The organism is Legionella waltersii (assembly GCF_001468085.1).
Lineage (GTDB): Bacteria > Pseudomonadota > Gammaproteobacteria > Legionellales > Legionellaceae > Legionella > Legionella waltersii.
In genome coordinates this window covers 1-22837 of sequence record NZ_LNZB01000048.1, presented here as the reverse complement: position 1 = coordinate 22837, position 22837 = coordinate 1, and the positions used below count along the sequence as shown (strand labels likewise).

The window sequence follows — 22837 nt, the reverse complement described above, 5'->3', positions numbered from 1 at the left end:
ATTTTATTTCTTAATAATTGAATCGCTTCAGCTCGAACTAGAGGGGTTTAAGTCGTTGTGGAAGGATTGGCTTTTTTTTGTGAACTCATACTCATTATTTTTGATTGGATACAAACTTCTGAAATAAGCCATCACTATGAAAAAAAAGGACATAACCTACTGTAAATTTAAGGCTGTAATCCCAAGTTCTGACGAACCCACTTAATTCTCTCTTAAGTATTCTGCACTAATATACCCTTGCCTGAGAGTTTATCAGGCATACGCTATTGGACCCATTCAATAGCAATAACCATTGTTTAAGGAGTAAATTGAATGCGAAGACTCGTTGTAAGCAGTTTATTAGGCCTATTGTCACTAACGCTGAACGCCGCAAGCACTACTGATTATGGAGTTCACGAAGATCACCCTTATGAAATTGCTCTAACAAAACATGTGTATAAACTCTCTGAAATCTATCAAATCAAGTCACCATTACGAGAAACCTATCCAGGCTCTATCAAAAAAAGCGCCTTCCGAATCCGAACCAATTACGATCTATCCAACAAAGATGGATGGCAAGCCACAGGTATAACCCGAATCATCTCTTTAGGCAGCATTTACCCATGGGCAAAAGACATCGATATTTATGACACGCGTGGAGTTCAAATTGGTCTGATTGATGGTGAGTTAGCTACTTTAGAGTCCGCCAAATTTAGCCTTTATGAGTACGATGAAGCTGGGAAATCAAAATTCATTGGAGCAGCTTATGCCGATCCGGATTTCAAACGATTTGTCGTGTTTGAGTCAAGTGATAATCCACATCCAATTGCTGAATTATCTCGAAATACAATCGATAATACCTGGAAGGTATCAGTACACTATCCTGAAAAAATGGATGATCGCATCATCCGTATATTTGCCGGCTTTGTTGTTGATTATGAAGATAAATTTCTAGCCACCCCCGATGCTGATGAAATAGATATGGAATCAACCATCAGGTAGGTTGGCGCATTTTTCCCTAATGGCGCTGCCTTAAGCGGTGTCATTAGATTCATCTATCTGGCCCGCATCGGTCCGCTTGCTGACGCGCGCGGCTCGGTTCCTTCTTTGCTGTCTGAATCAAAGCCTAGTCACAGCAGGGAGTGAACCGAGCCGCGCGTGTCAGCAAGCGGATACGAAACTATCCACTTTCACGAATGACGCTGCATAAGGCAGCGCATTTTGCCTCAATCTACCCCTCTTCCGCCCTTCAAGCAACTTCTCCCCATTCCTGGGTTGCCTCGCTGTGCTTGCAATGACACAATAAACCGCTTCATTGATGGAAAGTAAAACGCAAATACCCATTCAGAACTCTTAAAGAAACAGGAAGACAAAGTGATGATGAGCGAATTCAGTAAATCGATAAATAACTTAACTATACCTCCATTTCTATATGGAACTGCCTGGAAAGAGGATCAAACTGAACGTGTCGTGTTACAAGCGTTGACCTCTGGATTTACTGGAATTGATACAGCCAATCAACGCAAACATTATTATGAAGAGGGAGTTGGGTTAGCGATTCAAACATTTTTAAAAACCAACCAGATATCGCGCAGCGATTTATTTCTACAAACCAAATTCACGTCCAGAAATGGACAGGATAATAGATTGCCGTACGATGAGTTTGATACCTTGACCAACCAAGTTAAGCAATCTTTTGCTAACTCTCTTAAGCATTTAAATACCGATTATATTGACTCTTATGTACTGCATGGGCCAACACTGATGCAAGGAATTACCAGCGAAGACATGGAAATCTGGCGCGCGATGGAAGAATTGGTACAGAGCAAACAAGCGAAATTCCTTGGTATTTCAAATGTGAACATAAAACAACTAGAGACTTTGTATAACCATGCTTCCATAAAACCGACATTTGTACAAAATCGCTGTTTTGCTACAACCCAATGGGATAATGACGTTCGATTGTTTTGTGAAGAATATCAACTCATTTACCAAGGTTTTTCTTTACTCACTGCCAATCATCCCTATCTTATCCGACCCTACATGCAGTCACTCGCGGCAAAATACGCGAAAACCATTCCTCAAATCACCTTTCGTTTTGCGTTGCAAATCGGTATGCTGCCATTAACAGGCACAACCAACGTAAAACACATGCAAGACGATTTAGAGGTAGGTTCTTTTGAGTTGACCCCAGATGAAATAAACCATATAGAACAAATTGCTGTTTCTTGAGGGCCTCTCCCAGCTCGAAAAACAGAGTCCGTTCGCTTTGATTTCATTTAAAGGAAGAAAATTTCAGTGTTCGAAATTCTTGAAGCCATCCTGATCGAACACTTCAAGACATTTTGGGGAATGGCTTCTTTATTGTTTACTCAATTGGAGCTACCATCATGAGTCATTATCTTTTCATGTTAAGCCTAATAGAAGACGATAATTTATTCCAAGCCATTATGCATGATGCCAATTCTGTAAATTTAAAATCGGCCATTTTTACTCGTATTGGCGCATTGTCCGATATCACAATGGGTTTTTATCATGGCAATGGATTGACAACATCCATAAATAAATATTGCGTTGATTGTTTCATGTAATAGAATGTGGCGTCTTTCACTATTCAAATACAGGAAAAACCCATGAAACTATTGAGCAAATCCTTATTTATCATGCTAAGCAGCCTTTGTCGGGCCAAGGTCCAACAAAGGCTACTTAGCTCCCTTCATATTGGTTACTTGAAGTAACATAGCCGTATGATGGTGTCCGGTATGAGCCATCATCATGGAGCCCTCAACAGTGACATTATTGGGCAGCAGCGCTTTCCATTGTTTGTATTGTTCTGGGGTAAGTATCAATTGAAAACGAGTCTGGTTTTTTTCGATTTGGGTAATCTCTTGCCCCTCATCGTTGAATCCCACACCCTGTCCACAGTAAGGTTTTTTTGTTGTGAGTATCCAGTATACTTCAGGTTCATCACCATCCTTTATGCTTTCATAGTTAGGACGACCAGGAAACGTTTCAATACTGATTTTTCCTTGTAGCTGTGTTGCTTGGCCGGCAAGAATACATCCCTCGGCTTGTGCAACAGTGCTAAAGCTAAACACACCGACTATAAAACACCATAAATACTTCATCCAAGCTCCTTTATCAGCGCAGAATTTTAATGATAGGCAATAAGGTTTTAATCACACCAAAAAACTGCAAGATATAGATAATCAAGACAATGAATACCAATGCATTTAAAAGGCTTTTAATCGCTCCAGGCATTGGAATAAAGGAATTAATTAGCCAGAGACCCACTCCAAAAACGACTATAGTGGCGATTAAATTCAGTAGTTCGTTCATACATTCCTAATCAATTCGCTCTTAAGTACTTAAATTATAGTACATGGAGACCTTACTGCTCTTTGAAACACCTGAGGTAAGCGACATCATTTGCATTTAGGACTTTCTGGAGCGTCTAAATTGTCATCTTCTCTCTGCTGATTAAATCGGCCTTTGAGGGAGATAAACGTATCCCCTGTTGCTTGATTTTTTCCAATATCTAGAAGAGCGACGATGTCTGATGCGTTAAGTTGTTTAGCCATATCCATCGCAGATTGACCTTGTGGGTTGGTCAAGTGGATATCGGCGCCTCTATCCACTAAGGCTTGAACTAGTTCAATATCTTTGTTTTGAACAGCATACATCAATGCTGTATACCCTGAACAATCAGCTTTGTTTATGTATTCTATCGATAAAGATCGTTTTAAAAGGCTTCTTGCAACATCAGGTTGCTTTTGTGCTATCGCTATTGTTAATGCAGTGAAACTTGTCGTTTCTCCAGTGGGTAGCGTAACGATACATTGAAGTGCGCATGGGTCTTTCACTAACTCTATCATTTTAGAGAGAGCAGACGTTTTTTTCGCGGAAAATAAAATTGAAAAAACATCGTTTAACTCGGTTGCCTTGTATTGATCTAAAATTCCTTTATCCATTAGATCGATTAATAGTTCATCATCGACGAACTCTAAAATGTCAACCAATTTATCGATTCGAATTGGGGCTAGTTTGGCTCCATTGTCTAAAAGTCTATTGATAAAAGCACCGTCATTGAGAGCAATAGCATAAAGTATATATTCCCCTATATAATCAAATTTTTTACCTGCTTGGATCATTGTTTCAAAAATTATCGCTGTATCTGGATGACCATGACCTAGTGCCTCAATAAATAATCGATCTAAATTCTCCCCAGTATACATCTCTGCAACATGTTGTTGTTTAAAAGCATCAAAAACGTCTATTTTATTCTGACGAACCAATTCACTGTAATTTTCTTGAGTAGTTTTTATTTGGATGGATATCAATTCAGACCTATCAAGGGCTGTCCATATCTTTGTGCCAATCTGTTCTGATGAGACGGTTTCGGTAATTTGGCCATCAATGAATAAATCATTGGCATTCATGAATATCCATTTGTCCTCACTAGGCTTGTATTGGACTGTAATAATATGTTCCCTTGAACCAATTGAAAGGACAATGTCTTCAGAACCCGTTTTTTGGATAGCCTCCTTTAAGGAGTCCATTTTATCCAGCAAGGCATCGGGCTTATAAACTCCTATCGTCTTACCAATCGAATAAAGCCCACCTTTTTTTTTAAGCTCAGTGGATTCAACTATGGTGATGACAGACTCATTATTTTCTTGAAACAGGGTGCTTTTAGCCAGTACTTCGGAAAAGCTATCTGGGTTCAGTACAAGCGCAACACCATCAAAAAATGCTTTGATGTCTGTAAGACTAACATCCTGTTTTTGACCGGGTACTCGAACGAGATTGTCTTCTATTTTCCTTTTATCAGCGACACTTAACTCATCATCACAGAAAATGTCCCACAGTTCTTCCCAATTTTGATCAATGTATCTAATCCTTTCTTCGAAGACATCGAGTTGATGAGTTAATAGCGCTTGGGTAAGCATAAAATCCAACCCGAAACAAATTCCCTCTCTACCTGTTTCGTAACCCATATCATCTATTAATTTTATGAGTAATTTATATCGCTCTCTTTGCCTGTATTTCATAAGCATTATCTTCGCTATCAGTAGAGATAGAAGTAAACCGTATCTAGATCGATGACGTGAAGTTTATACACCATCGATCTATCGTAGAAACCAACTTATTGGAGGTTCGACCTATGAGACACTGGTTTAATTAAACAATGGTATATAGTTAACTATAGATGATTACAGGCAATTTTCCATTAGGGTGTTTCCAGTCTCATGAAACACTCAAATTGCCTGGTTAAACCTTTATTTTGCAGTTGCCTAAGAATATTGTAAGTCCTAAGAACTGCTATAAGGGAATAGGATTATGCCGTTCAGCTTCAGTCTTTATTCCATTGTTTAGCTTATCAAAAGCATGTTCAATACTGTATTTTAAGAATAGGTTCGTGAAAAAACCTATTTGTCTGGGTACTTTAAGTCCAATATAAGCAATCGTTTTATTGGGGTCATTGGGATCTTCCTCGAGTAGAGCATATCGTTCTGTTGGTGATTTAATAAAGGGAAATTTTCGTTCCCATCCTAAAACCTTATTTTTTTCATCGATAACACTTATTCGCTCGTTTGACGTTGGAATCAGTTTGCCAATGAATGTGTTGGTGTGTAAATCCAATTGAATGGTTTTGTCTACCTCAAGCTCTCCCTTGACTCTAGCCCTCACGGCATGATCTGAAAGCTGCTCATAGCGCTTTACGTCTTTCTCCAAAGCCCAAACTTCTTCCGTAGTAGCATTGATCGCGACTGGTTTGGCAAAAAAATAGGTGAAATATTTGGTTTGCTTTTTGCTTTTAACCCACGATACATCTTTTCCTGAAGGGGTTGTTGTTGAATCATTGTCGTGCTCCATGCTATCTCCTTGTACTGTACGGTTAATACCGAAGAAAAAAACGTCCATGCCCTCAAAACAGCATTACAACAATTTAGCACAGGACTGATGAAAAACCCCCTATAGAACGCAAGAATAAATTTCAATGAAAGAGTTTAGAGGCACTAAACGTAAAGTACGCTCAAGATTTTTTCTGATTTTTTATTGTTCGCATAAATGTTCTATATTGTTAATAGTGCATTTAAAGAGTTTATTTCAATATGGAAGAAGAAATGGATAAAAAAAACCTTTCGATAAAAGACCGTGAGAGTCTAATCGAGCAATATCCATTGTTTAGTTTACTGAATCCGGATGAAATCCATCAACTAGCATTAATCACAGTAGAGCAATTTTACGAACCAGGAACAAGGATAGTAAAAAAGGGAGATGTCATTGATTCGGTATACTTAATCGTTTCAGGGATTGCTGCGGTTGTGGAAAACGTACAGGAGGAAAACCGTGCATTAACAATTGCCACATTGAAAGAGGGAGATGGTATTAGTTTGAATGCTACTGGATTCTTCACTGAAAACGGTATTCGAAGTGCGGATGTTATTGCAAAAACAGCCATGACCTTACTTAAAATAGATGTGTTGCATTTTAATGACTTTTTAAACCGGTCAAGACCAAATTCCTCGGTTTCATCCATGAAAAATGTCAATGAAAAATTCCTTTTAATGAACTTTATGAAGAGCATGCATTTACTTCATTGCTTAACAAACTCAGACATTAGGGAAGTGGCGCACAAAGTTCGACGTTGTACGTTTCAAACAGGAGAGATGCTTTGTCGAGAGAGAGATCCAGCTGCAGCTATTTTTTTTCTGATTTCAGGAGAGGTGTCAATCCATAGTGATGATCATTCGTCCCAAAAACAGAGTCGTACGGTGAAAGCGCCTGCTATGTTGGGAGAACCTACTTATTTGCAAGACGGAGTCTGCATGGTCTCGGTCATTGCCAATAATACTTGTGATTGTTTTATGATCACTAAAGACGAAATGCTAAAATGGATGACTTTTGATAAACAACGAAATGAGTTATTGAGATTGTCGCGAATAGAAGAGTTGGTTTATGAACCAATTTCCGATGTGGTTGAAAGCAAGACGAACGATTCAAGGAAACATTTTGTGGCCTTGTATCATAAACAGCTCAAAAAGCATGTATCCATTTCACAAGAACAGTTTAAAATTTGGAACGAGATAAATGGACAAAAAAATATTAAAACTATACAACAAAAAACGCAGTCTATCGGGCTAATGGGCATCTACAAGTTCCTTGAGAGCATGCGAGCCAAAGGGTTTGCAAAATTAGTTACCTTTGAGTTGTATCGTCCAAGGAATGAACATTCAATATTAACTAGACTTGTTCATCAACTAAAAAATCTATTCCGACAGGACTTCAGAAAAGCCCCAAGGTCGAGGCAACAATAAATGGCAATGAAGGGGGATCATAGGGATATTCTGACCAGGCTTGAATGCGATATTGGACAAGGATATTACTTTATGAAACCTGTATCGGCTCAGGTAATTCATACCCTGTTTCATGAAGGTTTGAAAACCTAACGCTTTACAAATTCATTTTTGCCTCCAGTTTTTCTTATCTTAATTGAGGAGAATCTCCATCAGTTATCACAACATCAATCCGAGCTGCGACCGTGAGGGCTGAGGAATCGACTTATTTTTAAAAAGGGGTATTTATACCCAAGGTCGGATGCTTCGCCGAATGGCGCTGCTTTAAGCGGTGTCATTAGATTCTTCTATTTGGCCCACATCGGTCCGCTTGCTGACGCGCGCGGCTCGGTTTCTTCTTTGTTGTCTGAATCAAAACCTAGTCACAGCAGGGAGTGAACCGAGCCGCGCGCGTCAGCAAGCGGATATGAAACTATCCGCTTTCACGAATGACTCTGCTTAAGGCAGCGCCATTCGGCGAAGCCCAGGACCTACGCTTACTGATAATCAGAGAAGAGATTAGTGGGAGCACTATAATAGGAGTCGATTCCTCAGCCGTGAGGGAGCGGATGCAGAAAAACAGATGATTGAGATCCAACCTCCTATCTTGCTATCACTCACCAAGATCCAATATTAGGTGCTGATGCCCAAGGCTCCTCTTTAGGCAAAGGCTCCCCTTTTTGCAACAATTCGATAGAGATATTGTCCGGGGATCTTATAAAAGCCATGTGACCATCTCTGGGAGGCCTATTAATGGTAATTCCAGCATCTTGCAAATGCTGGCAGGTTTTATAAATATGGTCTACTTGAAAAGCCAAATGCCCAAAGTTTCTGCCACCAGTGTAGCTCTCTGGATCCCAATTGTAAGTTAGCTCTATCATTGGTGCAGATGAACTTTTAACTTGGTTCATGTCTTCTGGGGCTGCCAAGAATACAAGTGTAAAACGACCTTTCTCATTTTCAGTGCGTTTGACTTCTACTAACCCCAATTTATTGCAATAAAAATCCAATGATTGTTCTAAATTTGAAACTCTAACCATGGTATGTAAATAGTTCATCAATTACCCTTAACACTGTAAAAATAATTTATTTTATAATCAGAAGCTTATCATTAAAAGCGATTATGAAAAAAGCTGTGGCTAACAAGTAGATTGGAACGTTTTCCCCAAGGGTTCAACTCTCCATTGCCTATAGTTCCATACAGGAGACACATTGGACTTGTATCTACCTGTTAAATGAGGCTAGGGGACAGACCCTGAGACTTGGGGACGGACCCCAGTGGGGTCCGTCCCCATTCCTTGCCTTGCCGACCCTGAGAAAGCGGATAATCACCACTCTCGAATGTAATTCCTATGCCATAAACACCCACTCCTCTTTTTTCGGATGACTAAATCATATATCTCTTTAGCCGTTTCTGATGGGAGAGTGGGCGCATCGTCAGAGCCCATATCCGTTTTTACCCATCCTGGATCAAAAGCTGAAACCGTTATATGAGGAAACCTTTCTGCAAGGAGCATTGTGTACATGTTAAGGCATGCTTTTGACATTTTATAATGCGGTTGAGCGGCTGAATCATTAGAACTGAAGGTTCCCCATCCTGAAGACATAGTGATGATTTGGCCGTCTTTTTTTAATTTCGGAAAACAAAGCTCAGTAAACTCTATCGTTCCGAAGACGTTGACTGAGAAGGTATGTTTTAATTGATCCATATTAATGGTTGTTTCACCCCAAGCTTCTAATAAAATCGCTGCGTTATTAATTAACAGAGTGACTTCAGGAAGTTGTTGAGCAACAAAGTGAATCTGATTTGAATCAGACAAATCCATCGCATAAACATGTAGATTCTTATGCTCTAAGGGTTTATGTCCATTGGTGGAAGTTCCAAAAACTCGCCATCCTTTTTGTAAAAATAATTTTGCAATAGCAAAACCAATACCACGACTTATCCCAGTAACAACCATCGTTTCCAAAAAGCATCTCCCGAACAAGCTCCTCAGAGTTCTAATTCATTTTAGCTCTATCTGATGACTATTTCTAAAATAGTCGATAAGAATGATGAACTCAATGATCTATCTTGCTGATACCTAAACATGGGTGAATTTACTTTCTTTATAAAGTTTTTACCCTTGGATACAGCAAACCCCATTCTTTTTTCACTCACTGTTCTGCCGAACTTTTGGCTTTTCCTGGAATAAGCCGGGTCAGGATTCAGTCACTCTTTATACCTTTTTTCTGTAATATCCATTAAGGGTTATTTATATGTCCCCTATATTCTCTCATTGAAATCGATCACAGTTTTTCATTAGACACACTATAAAATCACTTTCAACGCGCTACAAGATTTGCTAAAGACTTCCACACCACCTCATCTGGAATACTTTGTAAAAAGCTTGTATTGGTTTGCATAATAAACTCCAGGATACTCTAATGCATTAGAGCACCTTGGGAGACAGATTACCACTCAGAGGCGACAGGGAAGGAGCATCCTCTCTTTGGACCAAATGAGCATACAGAGACAATTTATGGACCTCTGATTTTTGAATGTTCTCAGAGAGAAAATAACCAAACTCTGTCAAAGCATCTCTTAACTCTTCAACTGAGGTTTTATCAACATCCACCAATTTAAAAAATGCCTTAAAAAAACCATTCAGTATTTCATTGCATTTCTCTTTTTTCAGCTGCATGGATGACGTATCTATAACCAATCCCTGTAGACCTGAGATAATTTGAGCACGCTCTGCTCGATGGTGTTGATTCCCTCTTAAATGAAACTCTTCCAAAACATCAACGATTGCACTTAAGGCTTTATCATCAAGAACAGGAACATCAATCTGAATGATTGGGTTAGGATGAAGTTCCAATTTAAGATCCACGTGGGCTATGTTTAACTCATACTTTAGTTTTTCATTCTCAGGATAACAATAAATTCCCTTCAATGTACCCTTCTCATCGTAGTAAGGTGTGCTTATAAATCGATTTGGAAAACCACCCATTTTTTACTCCCTCTCATTAAAAATCTCTGGCAACATATCTTATAATGAGCTTTAAAATCAAGATTGATCATCCTGGTAGCTTGAGTCAAAATACCCCCAGCTTGCTATTGATACTCTGATGGATAAAGTAAACATTGATACACATTTAGTCCAAAAATTGATTTCCGATCAATTCCCACACTGGAAATCACTGCCAATACATCCAGTTGCTCAAATTAGTTCATCGAGAGGGATTGCAAGGTCCTTGTTATGAGTTTATAACTGTAGCAAAACAAACGGTTACCATGCATGTTCTAAATAGGATATTACCTGGGAGTCAGCTCGTGGTAACGAAGCAGTGATTTTTTTCGTATCTGCAGTACAAAGAACCAAACAGGGACTAACAATATGTTAAAAACAAGTCAAGCAAGTGAACACTTATGTCAATCTGGTATTCGTGCTGCAAGTACAGAATGTGGAAAAATTGGCGGCATTAATTTAGGTCAGGGGATTTGTGATATACCAACACCCGAGATAATCAAGCAAGCTGCTGTAAATGCGATTGAACAGGAAAAAAACGTGTATTCTGCTTGTGAAGGAGTATTCAATTTACGTCAGGCAATTGCCAATAAAATTCAAACCTTTAATAAAATCCCAGTTCATGCAGAAACAGAAATCGTAGTCACGCATGGCTCTACTGGCGCATTTGTTTGTGCAACCATGTCTTTATTTAATCCAGGGGATGAAGTTATTTTGTTTGAACCTTTCTACGGTTACCACAAAAGTATTTTGGAGCTGTATCAAGTTAACGTTAAATCGGTACCTATTCATTTACAGGATCTCAGCTTTCAAATCGATGATCTAGAAAAAGCGATTACCCCTAAAACCCGCGCCATTATCATTTGCACCCCTTGCAATCCGTGTGGCAAAGTTTTTTCTGAACATGAATTATTGGCAATCGGAGCAATTGCAGAGCAATATGACTTGGCTGTTATCACTGATGAAATTTATGAATACATTACTTATCCTGGTTACAACCATATCTCTTTTGCTGGTTTAAAGAATTTTAAAGATCGCACTATCACGATTTCAGGATTTTCAAAGACATACAATATGACAGGATGGCGTTTAGGCTATGCCAGTGGTCCAGCACATGTCATTGCAAAAATGGCTTTGGTTCAAGATTTATTGTACGTGTGCCCATCGACACCGCTACAACATGCGGCAATCGATGCTTTCAAACTGCAGGAAAGTTATTATCAAACCATGTGTCAAAGCTATTTGGAAAAACGTGACTATACTGTTCGTGAATTACGCGAAATCGGTTTTGAAGTCACTGTACCTCAGGGGGCCTATTACATTATGGCTGATTTTTCAAGCATGGGCGTTAAAGACGATGCCATCATGACACGCATGTTACTAGAGCAAGCAAAAGTAGCCGTGGTTCCTGGGCGCTCTTTTTATGTGAATCCGGATAAAGGGCAACATGTGTTACGATTTTGTTACGCCTTGAGTAAAGAAAAAGTAGCACAGGGTTTAAAACAGATAAAGCAAGGCTTAGTTCTATGTGCTTCCTAAGACATCGATAAACAAGAGGAGCATAGCAATACACCACTAAGTAATCCATCGGATTTTAAGACACAAAAATGGGGCCTGAGCTTTGTTTTCTACTTGCTTAAGTTTTTGTAACAGTAGACTTTTAAAGCCCTTAATGTATGATGCGATTCTTTCCTGTTTCGCATTATACGATGGTACAATAATTCGATTCCTCCTTGGATGACTCTTCTCGTCTGGTTTCAGACGAACTTTGGTCACTAAAAAACCGTGCATTATACGTTACTTTATTGGGCAACAGCTCTAAAATCTGCTGTTGAAACTGAGGCTGATGACTCAAATAGTCCATCACCGTCTTACCTTCTTCATCTTGTTGCGTGAAAATAATCTCAAGAGTTTCTTTGGGCAATCTTTTAAAGGCTATGAGCAATGGAGGAATAGACTTAGGCTGATATTTCATGGCTAACATCAGTACGTTACCCCCCAAATTGTCCGTCTGTTTAAAAATGATTTCTTGAGTTTCTTTGGGCAATGTTTCAATGAATTTCAATAAAGCATCAACGGCTTTAGGCTGAAATAGGACTGCTATCATCAGCGAGTTATAAGGCCCAGCGTCTATTTGTTTGCAAAAAATGTTCTGGGGGACCAGAAGTAATGATTCTATAACATCAAGGAAGTGAGAAATAATGAAGTTGGGATTGCACATGGCTGCTATCATCAGATTATTAAGTCCCAAGCAAGTTGTCTCTTTGAAAATATCCTCTTGCGAACTTTGGGGGAATTTGTCTATGACAGTCAATAAGCCAGAAATGGCGTCAGGTTGGTGAAGTGCTGCGAGCATTAATGCGTTGTATCCCTCTTTTTTCTGTTTAAACATCCTTTCAATCCAGTCGGAAGGCAATCGCCTGAAAACTGATTTCAAGAAAAGTGGACACTCTATGATCAGCCTATGCCAATGAGGTTGGCCATAAAATCGGTCTCTGCACAATTCATTCAGAAAAATCCTCTCCAATGCTTGCTCGATGATACCCTCGTCATGGGTGGATAGCGCCCAGTTAAAAATCGCTTGTCCGTCATTCGCAGCATCACGCTTTTGAAGCTGTTTCAATATCGCTTTCCCCAAAGCCTGTCGTTGTTCTGGACTAAAATATCCTTGTCGAAGAATGTATTGGGTTAGCACAGCCAGAGGCTTTTGGGGCATCAGGTGTCTTAGCAGCAGGCCATACCATTGAATGGGGAAATTGAGGAACAAAAGGGCCAGTTCACTATCAGATCTAGGGCAAATGCCTTGAAGGGCTTGATTAAGCAACTGTTCTGGGAGATCTAGCAGTGTGCAATCTTCTTTTCCTGTAGGTATTGCTTCTGAATTCTTGTTGTATTTATCGTGCAGTTTCTTTAACTCAATGGGACTAATGGCGATAGGCTTAGTCCACAAGGGATTTGTTTTTTGAGCCTCCAGTATCTTGTTTAAATGTCCTGCCGCTGTTTCAACGCAGGTACCTTTGATAAGTTGTGTCTTAATCACTTCGTCAAGACTATAAGTGTTTCCTGCGCTTTCTCTTAAATCTTGTTGCACCTTTTCAGGAAGGCCCTCTAGGTACTCGATAAATCGTTGAACAGCAAGGGTTGCTGTAGCATTGGCATACTCACGTCCCGTCATATGCTCACCGCCTACAAGCAAACCTTGGATCAGTTGTTCTACAGCACGCTTAGGGGTAATGCCATTGTTATCATAATAATCCAGGTCTTCTTGCAAGCCTCGAAAGAACTCATTGTGCACAAACAATGACTGTACTAACTGATCAAGACTTACTAACGGATTCGCTGAGGACGTTGAGGCGTCCAATAAGCTTTTGCGCAAGAGACTATGCGTTCCCAATGGGAAATGAATGATATCTCGCAGGTCCAAAAGACAGTCTTCTGCAATCACGTAATGCGCAAGCTCCGAGTGCACTGGCTTTTGGGTCAGACTGGCAAGCCCTTCTTCCAGCTTGATTTCGGGTTGATGTCTATTCTCCCTCATTTCTTGTTTAGTGACATAATCCGATAATGTTATCGCCACTCGATGTCGAACAGTAGGAAGCAGAATCGACAACATCTCTTGCATCGTCGAAGGGGCAAAACATACTTTGGCTATCTGCCAATACAAACGATTGGTTACACTCAGGGGCTCTTGATGAAATCCAAGACTGTAGGTGTCATCCTCTGCTCGATCTCGGCAACGTTTTAGGAATTTTTTGGCAAAATGCTCTGGTGCTTCTAGAAGCTTTGTTAGATACTCCACCTCGCCTTGCAACTCCAGCTCAAGTATTCGCTGTTTCAGGCTGGCGCAATCATACGGCGGAATACGCTCCTCTTTCAACAATGACGAAGCCTCTTGCAATAGCTTGGTTATCTGGTCTTTTTTCTCCTTTCCAATACTTTCGGTATCCGGCAGCCAAAAGGACTCTAATTGCATAACAACATAGGCCTCTTGCAGTATTTTTGTCACCAGGTTTTTAATGGTTTCGAACATGTTCATTACTCTTTCTTACGCGCCCATGCAGACACTGTCATTAAGTGAAGAAGAGTAGTCATCCAGAGCGTCAAGAAGGATCTCCTGACTCTTGCGAGATCCTGCGTCGCCAGCTCCTCTCGATGACGAGAAATATCCTCAATTTAATGGCAGTAGCTCCTGCAAAGACCACTTTGTTACCAAACACCCTTTAGTGCTTGCTTAGGTCATGCCCACATGAAACAGCATCTTCTAGAGTTAGAACCATAGGCGCGTCATCTACAACTGACCACCACGCCCTGGAGGAACTCTAGGTTATAGTTTATGTCGCATGGATTATTTTGCGATTAGCTAAACGTCTAGAGTAAAAAAGAGGACGGGATGATTTTATGACTCGGATAACGAGTTTGAGGGTAAAAAGAACTGGATAAATGGATTGGTTTTGCAGTCTTCATCGAATCATCGGGTTGGGTTAAAAATCAACAATATTTTATCATGAAAAATGGGCAAAAACAAAGACCATGTGAATACATTTTAATCATTAAGTAATACTATCTCTTCGTGCGTAATCCGCTCCCCTGCCACAGGACTTAGGCAAAAAACCCAATCTCCTGATTAAACACATTTTTTGCCTCGCCTTCGGGTTTTGTGTAAGTCCCACACTATAGGAAAATCCTCGTGAGGTCTCTATGGCCCTGGATGGATAAGTCTGTATCACTTGGAATTCGTTGATGAGATAGAGTTTTTTTTGGAAAAAACCATTCCTCAAGGCTCAAAGGAGCCAATTGTTGCAGTGAAGTGCAGCGTTGGTTGGCTATGGGTAATGTGCTGTCTTTTCCCCTTGTTGCATCGATAACAATGGTTTGTTTATCGGTCAAAAACCGTTGCAAAGTTCTGATAAATGAGTGGCGTTGACTCTCTGTGCTCATCCAATCCCCGATATTGCTAACGTAAACGGTATCAATTTGTATCGAGTTATCGATTAATAATTTACATATTGCCGAGAATGTATCACTCGCACAGATATTTTCCGTGATTAGAGCTATTTTATCTCCTAATGCAAGACCTCTTATGTGCGCATAGCGCTCAGGGGTATAAAGCCAACTGGTTTCTCTTTTAAGCTCTATAGCAATCTCTTCTGCAACAAAAACATGATCAAAATAAAGGGACTCTTCACTTACGTTTAAAGAAAATTTGATACTTTTAGGGCGAATTTGACCTAAATAACTCGGCCTATCTGCATTTGTTCTCGATCCGTAGTATTCATGCTTTTTAATAAATTCAGTGATGGCTGCAATAAATTCAAAACGATCACTGTATCGTCGCAAGTACTTTAAAACATAGTGCAAAAATAATGCATTTTCAGGATTCATATCCGCAATAAAGGCACGAGTTGAGTGCCGTTGCGCCATAATATCAAAATTGTGCCATCCTGAAAAACCGATATGAAATGGCTCGTGTATACGAGGATATTCTTCTAAGGCTTTCGCGGTAATTCTTACCCCTGTTTCATTCGTATTGATGTAGATTCCAGCTTGTTCAGACAATGGAGTAACAATGCCAATGTTATCAAAACGGCGGATTTTTTTTGAAAGAGTATCCTCTTTAATGCCTTTTATCGTTCCTCGAGGAACGGGTATTAAGTTATCATGATGTTGTTTTAATTGTGTATCGATTCGAGAGAATGACATTTTATGTGCTTTATGCATTTAAATTTGACCATATTTTAACCATAATCCCTTAAGGGAGTATTAAATGAGCCTGTCAAAGGCTTGTTAATCCATGCAGTAGAAGTCAACATGCGTTTTAACGTTTAGTGAGCAAAAGCTTGGCGTGGCCATGATCAGATATCAGTTCACAAGATCCTGGACCAAGAGTTGAAGAGTGAGCCCCTGAAAAACCAGATCATTACTGTGCGAGCCGGTGGCGTTGTCAAAAAGCTGATATTGATTGAACCAGTCTGACACTTCATAACCCGCTTTAAGAGAAAAGCGCTCATGGGTGAGGCGTAAACCGATAAAGCCTTGCACTTCTAAAGCCCCCAAATTGCGATTGGCTATATCGACCGAACTGATAAGGGATGAGTTGCTTTGCGTCATGGTGTCGTTAATCGACCAAGTTCCCCACATCAATGCCGTCGAAAAATCAGCGACTAACTGGGTGTTTAATCGATGTCCTTGATAAATGGGCAAACTACTTCCAACTCCAATCTTCGGGCCAATGCCCAAGAAATCATTTTTAACTCGTTCTATCACCAAAATGGTCCCTTGATATTGAGTACTAATGGATTGGTCTATTCTTGCGGCTTTAATGCCAATGTACGGATTCAATACCCATTTTTTGTCAATCGGAATTGTTCTGATCAGGTCTGCATCGATGGAATCGAAATCGATATTAAAACGCACTTGTCCGGATTGATAAAAGTCTTCTGCAAACTTACTGGGCATATAAGCCGAGATAACATTTCCATTAACCGCGTCCGTAGCACGCGCATTTAACCAAGTGTAGAAGACCCTACCAGTGAACGTTTCCTTTTCAAACTGAGCCCCTAGACGAAAACCGGGGGCAAAATCAAAATCGATGGTTTTATAGGTGATGAGCTGATTGGGTAAGCTTTTGTTATTGGTTACAGCCCAATCAATGGTCTCAGACGGTTGCCAATATAAAAACTCCAGGTCAAAATCCACGGCATTGGCTAATGATGAAAACAGAAGACCACCCGCCATTATAAGTCGATTGAAATACCGCATGTTATTCCCTGTAATGTTAGATCACCACGTACCGGAAGCTGCTCATAAAGTGGCAATCGCAATTGATTCGCCCAAAATTGCATTTCATAACCGGCTTTCATCGCAACAAAGGTTCTTGATTTGAAGCTCCATTCCAATCCCATAAACGCTCTTAACATGAAGGCACCCAGCATGGAGTTCGGAGTGTCGGAGATAATGGTGGTTCCTGGAATAATTAGAAGCGCGGCAGGCCTAGAAAAAGTGTCTTTAATCGTCCAATGCCCCCAAAGCAATGCACTGGAGAGAGAGGCGTTTATCTTAACTCTGGTGTAGATATCCCATACACTATCAACTCCAAAGCTCGGACCAATGCCATAAAAATGATGCATAACATCCTCTGTCGCCGTGTAAAAATCAATTCCAGCAAGTTGTGCTTGCCAATTGGAATGAATGCTTTGATTGATGGTTCCCCCTTTTAGTCCTATAAATGGACGGATGCTCAAGGTGTCAAGAGGATGAAGCGTGCTGCCCACTTCAGCATCGATCATGTTCAAGCGAATTTTCCATTGCATTTGCGCTTGATTAAACACAAGTGGGTTAACCAAGGACACTAATCCATTAAAAAATGTTGGAATAAGAATATGATTTGGCGGTGCGATCACCGATTCGTTCGCTTTAGACGCATAGGTCGTTCCATAGAGCTTTAAATCGATTAAATCGGTGGCCATGTAATCTACACCAAATCGTAACCCAGGACTCCATTTAAAAGTTACATTGGGAATGGGGTAGGTATAACCAGGCGGATTCGCTACTGGTTGCACCGTTACCCAAAGAGAACTGGTTTGTTGTGAGGGTTGCCAATACAGTAGATCTTCAAAAAGAGTCACTTTTCCGATTGCCATCACGCTGCATACATACAGATTTAAAACAAACCCAATCGCTATTCTTGTTTTCATGATTGCCTTTTATCAACAGTGAATAGAAGCATTCAATACTGCACCTTGGATAAACAGAGAATTATTCATTCGGCCCATGTCAAAATTGTAATACCTCAACTGGTTAAACCAGGCTTGACCTTCATACCCTAGCTGGATAGTAAGGAGGGGAACCTGAAAGGCTTTAGACCACTCAATGCCAATGTACCCTTTCACCATAGTAGCCGCCGTTGTTAGTCGTTCATTGACGATAGTAATGGAAACTGGCGTATTGTTCTGATAAAGATCGTTCATGGTAAAATCGCCCCATAAAAAGGCTCCTGAAAAACGGCCAATAAGCGCAAGTTCTTGATGGGCCTTTATCAATAAAGGCCATTTGGAATCGATTCCAGCGGCAGGACCTATCCCACGAAAATCATTCTTGATGTTTTCTGTTGCTGAGGAGAACGTTTGGATCGGTAGTTTTGTTTGGTTGTTAAAAGGAGTATTCCAAATAGAGATAATCGATTGGTCCATTTCAGCCGTCTTAAGTCCAATAAAGGGTCTTAAATGAACTGCCTCATTTGCTTTGATCAACGCGCCAAGCTCTATGTCTAAACTTTGATGTTGAATGTTCCATCTCAAGCTTGCACTATGGTAGTAAGGACCAGAAAGGCCTGCACCAAGCAGATTATCTGCAAAAAAATTACCAAGAAATGAAGAGTGAATCTCGCCAGTATCCGTGCTAGCCGCTTGAGTCGCTTGAGTTTTATACCAAGTGTAGTTTAGGCTCAAGTCCCAAAGCTGTCCCTCACCTCCATAGCCTATACCTAACCTAAAACCAGGACTCCACTTAAAAGGGGCATTTAAGAACTGTACTGTTTGTTGTGGACCAGTAGGACCAAGAACTTGTCCCCAATTCTCCCCCCCCTGTTCACGCACTTGCCAATAGAGCAGCTCTGAAAAAAATGAAAAGGAGTTTGGCGTGTATTGAAATGCATTTAAGTGATTACACAGCAAAAACAACGAAATATAAAGTCCCTTTTTCAACAAAAACCCATGCTTAAAAAAAATTGAATCTTATCGATTAAGTGGATTTATATCAAGGGCAAAACAAACAGGACTTACGAAAATTCACGGGTCGAGGCAAAGAGTAATTCAATTGCATGGGTTTGGGTCTTATCCATTATTCATGGTATAATAAGGTCGATTTTCAACCCAAGCCGATGATTTGATGAAGACTGCAAGGCCAATCCATTTATCCAGTTCTTTTTACCCCCAAACTCGTTATCCAAGTCATAAAATCATACCGTCCTCTTTTTTACTCCAGACGTTTAGCTCATCGCTCACTAATCCATGCGACATGAACTAAAACCTAGATCTCGTACCAAAGCGTTATAGTGAGTTGTAGATGACGCACCTATGGTTCTAACTTTAGAGGATGCTGTTCGATGTGGGCATGACCTAAGCAAGCACTAAACAGTGTTAGGAGATCCTTCGCTACGCTCTGGATGATTCATTGTCTTAAGCTAATGGCAATGTTCGTAGGGGCGACCAATAAAGAGTAATGAACATGCTAGAAACCATTAAAAACCTGATGATAAAAATACTGCAAGAGGCTTCTGTTGTTATGCCATTAGAGTCCTTTTGGCCACAGAATACCACAAGTATTGGAAAGGAGAAAAAAGACCAGATCACCAAGCTATTGCAAGAGGCTTCGTCATTGTTGAAAGAGGAGTGTATTGCGCCGCATGATTACGCCAGCGTGAAGCAGCGAATGCTTGAGCTGGAATTGCAAGGCGAGCTGGAGTATCTAACAAAGCTTCTAGAAGAACCAGAGCATTTTGCCGAAGAATTCCTAAAAAGTTGCCAAGATCGAGCAAAGGATGACACCCACAGTCTTGGATTTCATCAAGAGCCCCTGAGTGCAACCAATAGCCTGTATTGGCAAATAGCTGAGCTGTGTTTTGCCCCTTCGACGATGCAAGAAATGTTGTCGATTCTGCTTCCTACTGTTCGCTATCGGGTGGCGATAAGATTATCGGATTATGTCACCAAACAGGAAATGAGGGAGAATAGACATCAACCCGAAATCAAGCTGGAAGAAGGGCTTGCCAGTCTGACGCAAAAGCCAGTGCACTCGGAGCTTGCGCATTACGTGATTGCGGAAGGCTGTCTTTTGGACGTTCGGGATGTCATTCATTTCCCATTGGGAACGCATAGTCTCTTGCGCAAAAGCTTATTGGACGGCTCACCGTCCTCAGCAAATCCCTTAGTAAGGCTTGATAAGTTAGTGCAGCCATTGTTGGAGCACAATGAGTTCTTTCGGGGCTTGAAATACGATTTAGACTGTTACGAACACAAAGGCATTATCCCTATGAGGGCTTTAGAACAACTGATTCAAGGTTTGCTTCTAGGCAGTACACACATGACTAGAAGTGAGTATGCCAATGCTACAGCAACCCTTGCTGTTCAACGTTTTATCGAGTACCTAGAGGGTCTGCCTGAAAAGGTGCAACAAGATTTAAGAAAAAGCAAAGGAGACTTTTACAGTCTTGATGATGTGATTAAGCGTGAACTAGTCAAAGACAGCTGCGTTGAAACAGCGGCAGGACATTTAAACAAGATACTGAAGGCTCAAAAAACAAATCCCTTGTGGACTAAGCCTGCGGCCATCAGCCCCATAGACTTAAAGAAACTGCACGATAAATACAACAAGCATTCAGAAGAGAAACCTACTGAAAAAGAAGAGTGTAAGCTGCTTTCTCTCCCAGAACAGTTGCTTAATCAAGCCCTTCAAGGCATTGCGCCTAAAAACTACTCGGAACTTGTCTTTTTGTTCCTCAACTTCCCCACCCAATGGTATGGCCTGCTGCTAACCCACCTGATGCCCCAAAAGCCGCAGAATGTGCTTACCCAAGCTATTCGACAAGGATATTTTAGTCCAGAACAACAACAGGCCTTGGTCAAAGCGATATTGAAACAGCTTCAGAAGCGTGATGCTGCGAATGACGGACAAGCGATTTTTAACTGGGCGCAATCCACCCATGACGAGGGTATCATCGAGCAAGCATTGGAGATAATTTTTCTGAATGAATTGTGCAGAGACCAATTTTATGACCAACCTCTATGGCATAGGCTGATAAAAGACCACCCACTTTTGTTGCCATCGGTTTTCAAGCGATTGCCTTCCAACTTGCTTGAAAGGATGTTTAAACAGAAAAAAGAGGGGTACAACGCATTAATGCTCGCAGTACTTCACCAACCTGACGCTATTTCAGACTTACTTACAGTCATTGAAAAATTCCCCCAAAGAACGCAAGAGGAGATTTTCACGCAGACAGATGATTTTGGAAATAACGCGCTGATGCTAGCAATTCCTGCGCACCCTGAGGCCATTCATCGCTTCATTAAACTCATTAAAAAACTACCCCAAGTAACGCAAACGGTCATTTTCAAACAGGTCAACGATTTGAGTGTTAATGCACTGATGCTAGCCGCAAAATACCGTCCAAACTCTATTCTTCTCTTCATTGCAGTCATTAAAAAATTACCTCAAGAAACGCAGGATATTATTTCCAAACAAACAGACATTGATGATAATAACTCGCTGATGGTCGCAATCAGACATCAGCCCAGCGCCATACCTGATTTGCTTGAATTGATAGGCAAATTGTCTCCAGAAACAAAGGAGACGGTGTTCAAGCAGACAAATAACAGAAGAAACGTACTGATGTTAGCAGCCCTATCTCAGCCCAGCTTTATTTCTCAATTCCTTGAGGTTATAAAAACAGTGCCTCTAGAAACCCAGAACCTTATTTTCACGCAACAAGATGAGGAAGGTAAGACAGTGATGGACTATTTGAGTCATCAGCCCCAGTTTCAACAGAGGATTTTAAAGCTGTTCCCCAATAAAGTAACCTATAATGCAAGGTTTTTTAGTGACCAAGGTTCGTCTGAAACCAGAGGGAAAGAGTCATCCAAGGAGGTATCGAATCATTGTACCATCGTATAATGGCTTGTTTTTAGTACCTAATCCTCGTTGCCTGGGCGATTTGCTAATCATTTTTTGCAACTGGACCACTATTATCGATGTTTTCTTTTCCCTGACGAAACTCCCTGAAATCGGATGCTCGCTTTTTTTTGATTTTTTCAAAAAAGCGAGCACGATGTTTAGCCAATGCTTCCTCATGGGATATCCCAAACCGTTTGATAGCGGAGCGTTCAGGCATAAGGCTCTCATCCACGGGATTATTGGATTGACGAATGATTTGCATCGTAGCCCACACTGGCTTGGGATCGGAGAGCCCAATGCTCCACAACCTTCCATTATTGTCAGCAGGAGTTAAATTACCTCCATAGAATTTAATTGGGCCATCATAAAGTATCATTCCATGTTGAAAAAAAATGGACATTTGCTCGTTCTTCTTTTGACTACCACAACAATAGAGATGAATTGCAGATATTTGTGCTGAAACATAGGCTAAATCATGATTAAATCGATCGGCCAGGGTAGACATATCAATAAAATCGGCATTAGAAAAATCGGCCTTATTACCAAGCAACATAAAATTCTCATCCTTTGAAGCTCCATGCGCACAAATATAAATTTCTAATTTTTCAGTGATAACATCAAAATTAACTTCATCCTCAAAATACATAATAAACAGAGGCTCATCCCTGTTTTGAAGATGGTTTTTTTTCCATAGCTCAACCAGAGAAGATAAGTCACCTGATTTATCACGAGAAAAGGGTACGTATAAAATGATCATATTAGTGGCACGACGATTAGATTTTCATAGTTTGCCCAGAAATACGCAATGCACTTTGAACAGCCTCAACAAGGTAAGTATCC

19 protein-coding genes are annotated in these 22837 nt (G+C 40.5%); 6 read left to right on the top strand and 13 right to left on the bottom strand.

Annotated features, from left to right (window positions below):
* Nucleotides 1–312 precede the first annotated feature (312 nt).
* From Lwal_RS09665 to Lwal_RS09650, 3 genes are all read left to right on the top strand, one after another.
* Complete coding sequence (locus Lwal_RS09665; RefSeq protein WP_058480599.1) at nucleotides 313–981, top strand: hypothetical protein; 669 nt, start codon at nucleotides 313–315, stop codon at nucleotides 979–981.
* 375 nt (nucleotides 982–1356) lie between these two features.
* Nucleotides 1357–2211: an aldo/keto reductase family protein gene (locus Lwal_RS09655; RefSeq protein WP_058480597.1), complete on the top strand. Its 855-nt coding sequence runs from the start codon at nucleotides 1357–1359 to the stop codon at nucleotides 2209–2211.
* Nucleotides 2212–2369: 158 nt separating this feature from the next.
* On the top strand, nucleotides 2370–2570 hold the full coding sequence (locus Lwal_RS09650) for a PPC domain-containing DNA-binding protein (protein ID WP_058480596.1): 201 nt from the start codon (nucleotides 2370–2372) through the stop codon (nucleotides 2568–2570).
* Nucleotides 2571–2681: 111 nt separating this feature from the next.
* Here Lwal_RS09650 and Lwal_RS09645 read toward each other — a convergent pair whose 3' ends face one another.
* The 4 genes from Lwal_RS09645 to Lwal_RS09630 form a co-directional block, all read right to left on the bottom strand.
* Entirely contained in the window at nucleotides 2682–3107 is a 426-nt protein-coding gene (locus Lwal_RS09645; protein WP_058480595.1) for a DUF4431 domain-containing protein, read from the bottom strand.
* A gap of 13 nt (nucleotides 3108–3120) precedes the next feature.
* Nucleotides 3121–3318, bottom strand: a complete 198-nt coding sequence (locus Lwal_RS09640; RefSeq protein ID WP_058480594.1) for a Thivi_2564 family membrane protein — start codon at nucleotides 3316–3318, stop codon at nucleotides 3121–3123.
* An 86-nt stretch (nucleotides 3319–3404) separates the two neighbouring features.
* Nucleotides 3405–5030 (bottom strand): ankyrin repeat domain-containing protein, encoded by a 1626-nt coding sequence (locus tag Lwal_RS09635; protein WP_058480593.1) that lies wholly within the window; start codon nucleotides 5028–5030, stop codon nucleotides 3405–3407.
* Nucleotides 5031–5301: 271 nt separating this feature from the next.
* Entirely contained in the window at nucleotides 5302–5856 is a 555-nt protein-coding gene (locus tag Lwal_RS09630; protein ID WP_058480592.1) for an SRPBCC family protein, read from the bottom strand.
* Between the two features lie 251 nt (nucleotides 5857–6107).
* On the opposite strand from Lwal_RS09630, the gene Lwal_RS09625 reads away from it, so the two are divergent.
* Nucleotides 6108–7301 (top strand): cyclic nucleotide-binding domain-containing protein, encoded by a 1194-nt coding sequence (locus tag Lwal_RS09625; RefSeq protein ID WP_162264102.1) that lies wholly within the window; start codon nucleotides 6108–6110, stop codon nucleotides 7299–7301.
* Between the two features lie 635 nt (nucleotides 7302–7936).
* Here Lwal_RS09625 and Lwal_RS09620 read toward each other — a convergent pair.
* The 3 genes from Lwal_RS09620 to Lwal_RS09610 all read right to left on the bottom strand — a co-directional run bounded on the left by Lwal_RS09620 (nucleotide 7937) and on the right by Lwal_RS09610 (nucleotide 10312).
* Entirely contained in the window at nucleotides 7937–8377 is a 441-nt protein-coding gene (locus tag Lwal_RS09620) for a VOC family protein (RefSeq protein ID WP_058480590.1), read from the bottom strand.
* A gap of 270 nt (nucleotides 8378–8647) precedes the next feature.
* Nucleotides 8648–9280 (bottom strand): SDR family NAD(P)-dependent oxidoreductase, encoded by a 633-nt coding sequence (locus Lwal_RS09615; RefSeq protein ID WP_095197594.1) that lies wholly within the window; start codon nucleotides 9278–9280, stop codon nucleotides 8648–8650.
* Between the two features lie 471 nt (nucleotides 9281–9751).
* Nucleotides 9752–10312 carry a hypothetical protein gene (locus tag Lwal_RS09610; protein ID WP_058480588.1) on the bottom strand — a complete coding sequence of 187 codons (561 nt, stop codon included), beginning with the start codon at nucleotides 10310–10312 and terminating at the stop codon, nucleotides 9752–9754.
* A gap of 387 nt (nucleotides 10313–10699) precedes the next feature.
* Between Lwal_RS09610 and Lwal_RS09605 the strand changes: the two genes are divergently transcribed.
* Nucleotides 10700–11869, top strand: coding sequence for a pyridoxal phosphate-dependent aminotransferase (locus tag Lwal_RS09605; RefSeq protein ID WP_058480587.1), 1170 nt, complete (start codon nucleotides 10700–10702; stop codon nucleotides 11867–11869).
* 163 nt (nucleotides 11870–12032) lie between these two features.
* Here Lwal_RS09605 and Lwal_RS09600 read toward each other — a convergent pair whose 3' ends face one another.
* The 5 genes from Lwal_RS09600 to Lwal_RS09580 all read right to left on the bottom strand — a co-directional run bounded on the left by Lwal_RS09600 (nucleotide 12033) and on the right by Lwal_RS09580 (nucleotide 19032).
* The gene (locus tag Lwal_RS09600; RefSeq protein WP_058480586.1) at nucleotides 12033–14360 is read right to left on the bottom strand and encodes a hypothetical protein; all 2328 of its coding nucleotides are present in this window, start codon (nucleotides 14358–14360) and stop codon (nucleotides 12033–12035) included.
* 641 nt (nucleotides 14361–15001) lie between these two features.
* Nucleotides 15002–16048, bottom strand: a complete 1047-nt coding sequence (locus tag Lwal_RS09595; protein ID WP_058480585.1) for an LIC_10091 family protein — start codon at nucleotides 16046–16048, stop codon at nucleotides 15002–15004.
* A 141-nt stretch (nucleotides 16049–16189) separates the two neighbouring features.
* Nucleotides 16190–17089: an Lpg1974 family pore-forming outer membrane protein gene (locus Lwal_RS09590; protein WP_133141242.1), complete on the bottom strand. Its 900-nt coding sequence runs from the start codon at nucleotides 17087–17089 to the stop codon at nucleotides 16190–16192.
* The gene (locus tag Lwal_RS09585; protein WP_058480583.1) at nucleotides 17065–18024 is read right to left on the bottom strand and encodes an Lpg1974 family pore-forming outer membrane protein; all 960 of its coding nucleotides are present in this window, start codon (nucleotides 18022–18024) and stop codon (nucleotides 17065–17067) included. Before Lwal_RS09585 ends, Lwal_RS09590 begins: the two co-directional genes overlap by 25 nt.
* A 12-nt stretch (nucleotides 18025–18036) precedes the next feature.
* Nucleotides 18037–19032 carry an Lpg1974 family pore-forming outer membrane protein gene (locus tag Lwal_RS09580; protein ID WP_058480582.1) on the bottom strand — a complete coding sequence of 332 codons (996 nt, stop codon included), beginning with the start codon at nucleotides 19030–19032 and terminating at the stop codon, nucleotides 18037–18039.
* 523 nt (nucleotides 19033–19555) lie between these two features.
* Here Lwal_RS09580 and Lwal_RS09575 point away from each other — a divergent pair.
* Nucleotides 19556–21997, top strand: coding sequence for a hypothetical protein (locus tag Lwal_RS09575; RefSeq protein ID WP_058480581.1), 2442 nt, complete (start codon nucleotides 19556–19558; stop codon nucleotides 21995–21997).
* 43 nt (nucleotides 21998–22040) lie between these two features.
* Here the strand turns inward: Lwal_RS09575 and Lwal_RS09570 are convergent, their stop codons facing one another.
* On the bottom strand, nucleotides 22041–22754 hold the full coding sequence (locus Lwal_RS09570; RefSeq protein WP_058480580.1) for a hypothetical protein: 714 nt from the start codon (nucleotides 22752–22754) through the stop codon (nucleotides 22041–22043).
* Between the last annotated feature and the right edge of the window lie 83 nt (nucleotides 22755–22837).

Coding starts and splice junctions, on each gene's coding strand:
- Lwal_RS09665 (WP_058480599.1), top strand. CDS start 313: ATGCGAAGACTCGTTGTAAGCAGTTTATTAGGCCTATTGTCACTAACG.
- Lwal_RS09655 (WP_058480597.1), top strand. CDS start 1,357: ATGATGAGCGAATTCAGTAAATCGATAAATAACTTAACTATACCTCCA.
- Lwal_RS09650 (WP_058480596.1), top strand. CDS start 2,370: ATGAGTCATTATCTTTTCATGTTAAGCCTAATAGAAGACGATAATTTA.
- Lwal_RS09645 (WP_058480595.1), bottom strand. CDS start 3,107: ATGAAGTATTTATGGTGTTTTATAGTCGGTGTGTTTAGCTTTAGCACT.
- Lwal_RS09640 (WP_058480594.1), bottom strand. CDS start 3,318: ATGAACGAACTACTGAATTTAATCGCCACTATAGTCGTTTTTGGAGTG.
- Lwal_RS09635 (WP_058480593.1), bottom strand. CDS start 5,030: ATGAAATACAGGCAAAGAGAGCGATATAAATTACTCATAAAATTAATA.
- Lwal_RS09630 (WP_058480592.1), bottom strand. CDS start 5,856: ATGGAGCACGACAATGATTCAACAACAACCCCTTCAGGAAAAGATGTA.
- Lwal_RS09625 (WP_162264102.1), top strand. CDS start 6,108: ATGGATAAAAAAAACCTTTCGATAAAAGACCGTGAGAGTCTAATCGAG.
- Lwal_RS09620 (WP_058480590.1), bottom strand. CDS start 8,377: ATGAACTATTTACATACCATGGTTAGAGTTTCAAATTTAGAACAATCA.
- Lwal_RS09615 (WP_095197594.1), bottom strand. CDS start 9,280: ATGGTTGTTACTGGGATAAGTCGTGGTATTGGTTTTGCTATTGCAAAA.
- Lwal_RS09610 (WP_058480588.1), bottom strand. CDS start 10,312: ATGGGTGGTTTTCCAAATCGATTTATAAGCACACCTTACTACGATGAG.
- Lwal_RS09605 (WP_058480587.1), top strand. CDS start 10,700: ATGTTAAAAACAAGTCAAGCAAGTGAACACTTATGTCAATCTGGTATT.
- Lwal_RS09600 (WP_058480586.1), bottom strand. CDS start 14,360: ATGTTCGAAACCATTAAAAACCTGGTGACAAAAATACTGCAAGAGGCC.
- Lwal_RS09595 (WP_058480585.1), bottom strand. CDS start 16,048: ATGCATAAAGCACATAAAATGTCATTCTCTCGAATCGATACACAATTA.
- Lwal_RS09590 (WP_133141242.1), bottom strand. CDS start 17,089: ATGCGGTATTTCAATCGACTTATAATGGCGGGTGGTCTTCTGTTTTCA.
- Lwal_RS09585 (WP_058480583.1), bottom strand. CDS start 18,024: ATGAAAACAAGAATAGCGATTGGGTTTGTTTTAAATCTGTATGTATGC.
- Lwal_RS09575 (WP_058480581.1), top strand. CDS start 19,556: ATGCTAGAAACCATTAAAAACCTGATGATAAAAATACTGCAAGAGGCT.
- Lwal_RS09570 (WP_058480580.1), bottom strand. CDS start 22,754: ATGATCATTTTATACGTACCCTTTTCTCGTGATAAATCAGGTGACTTA.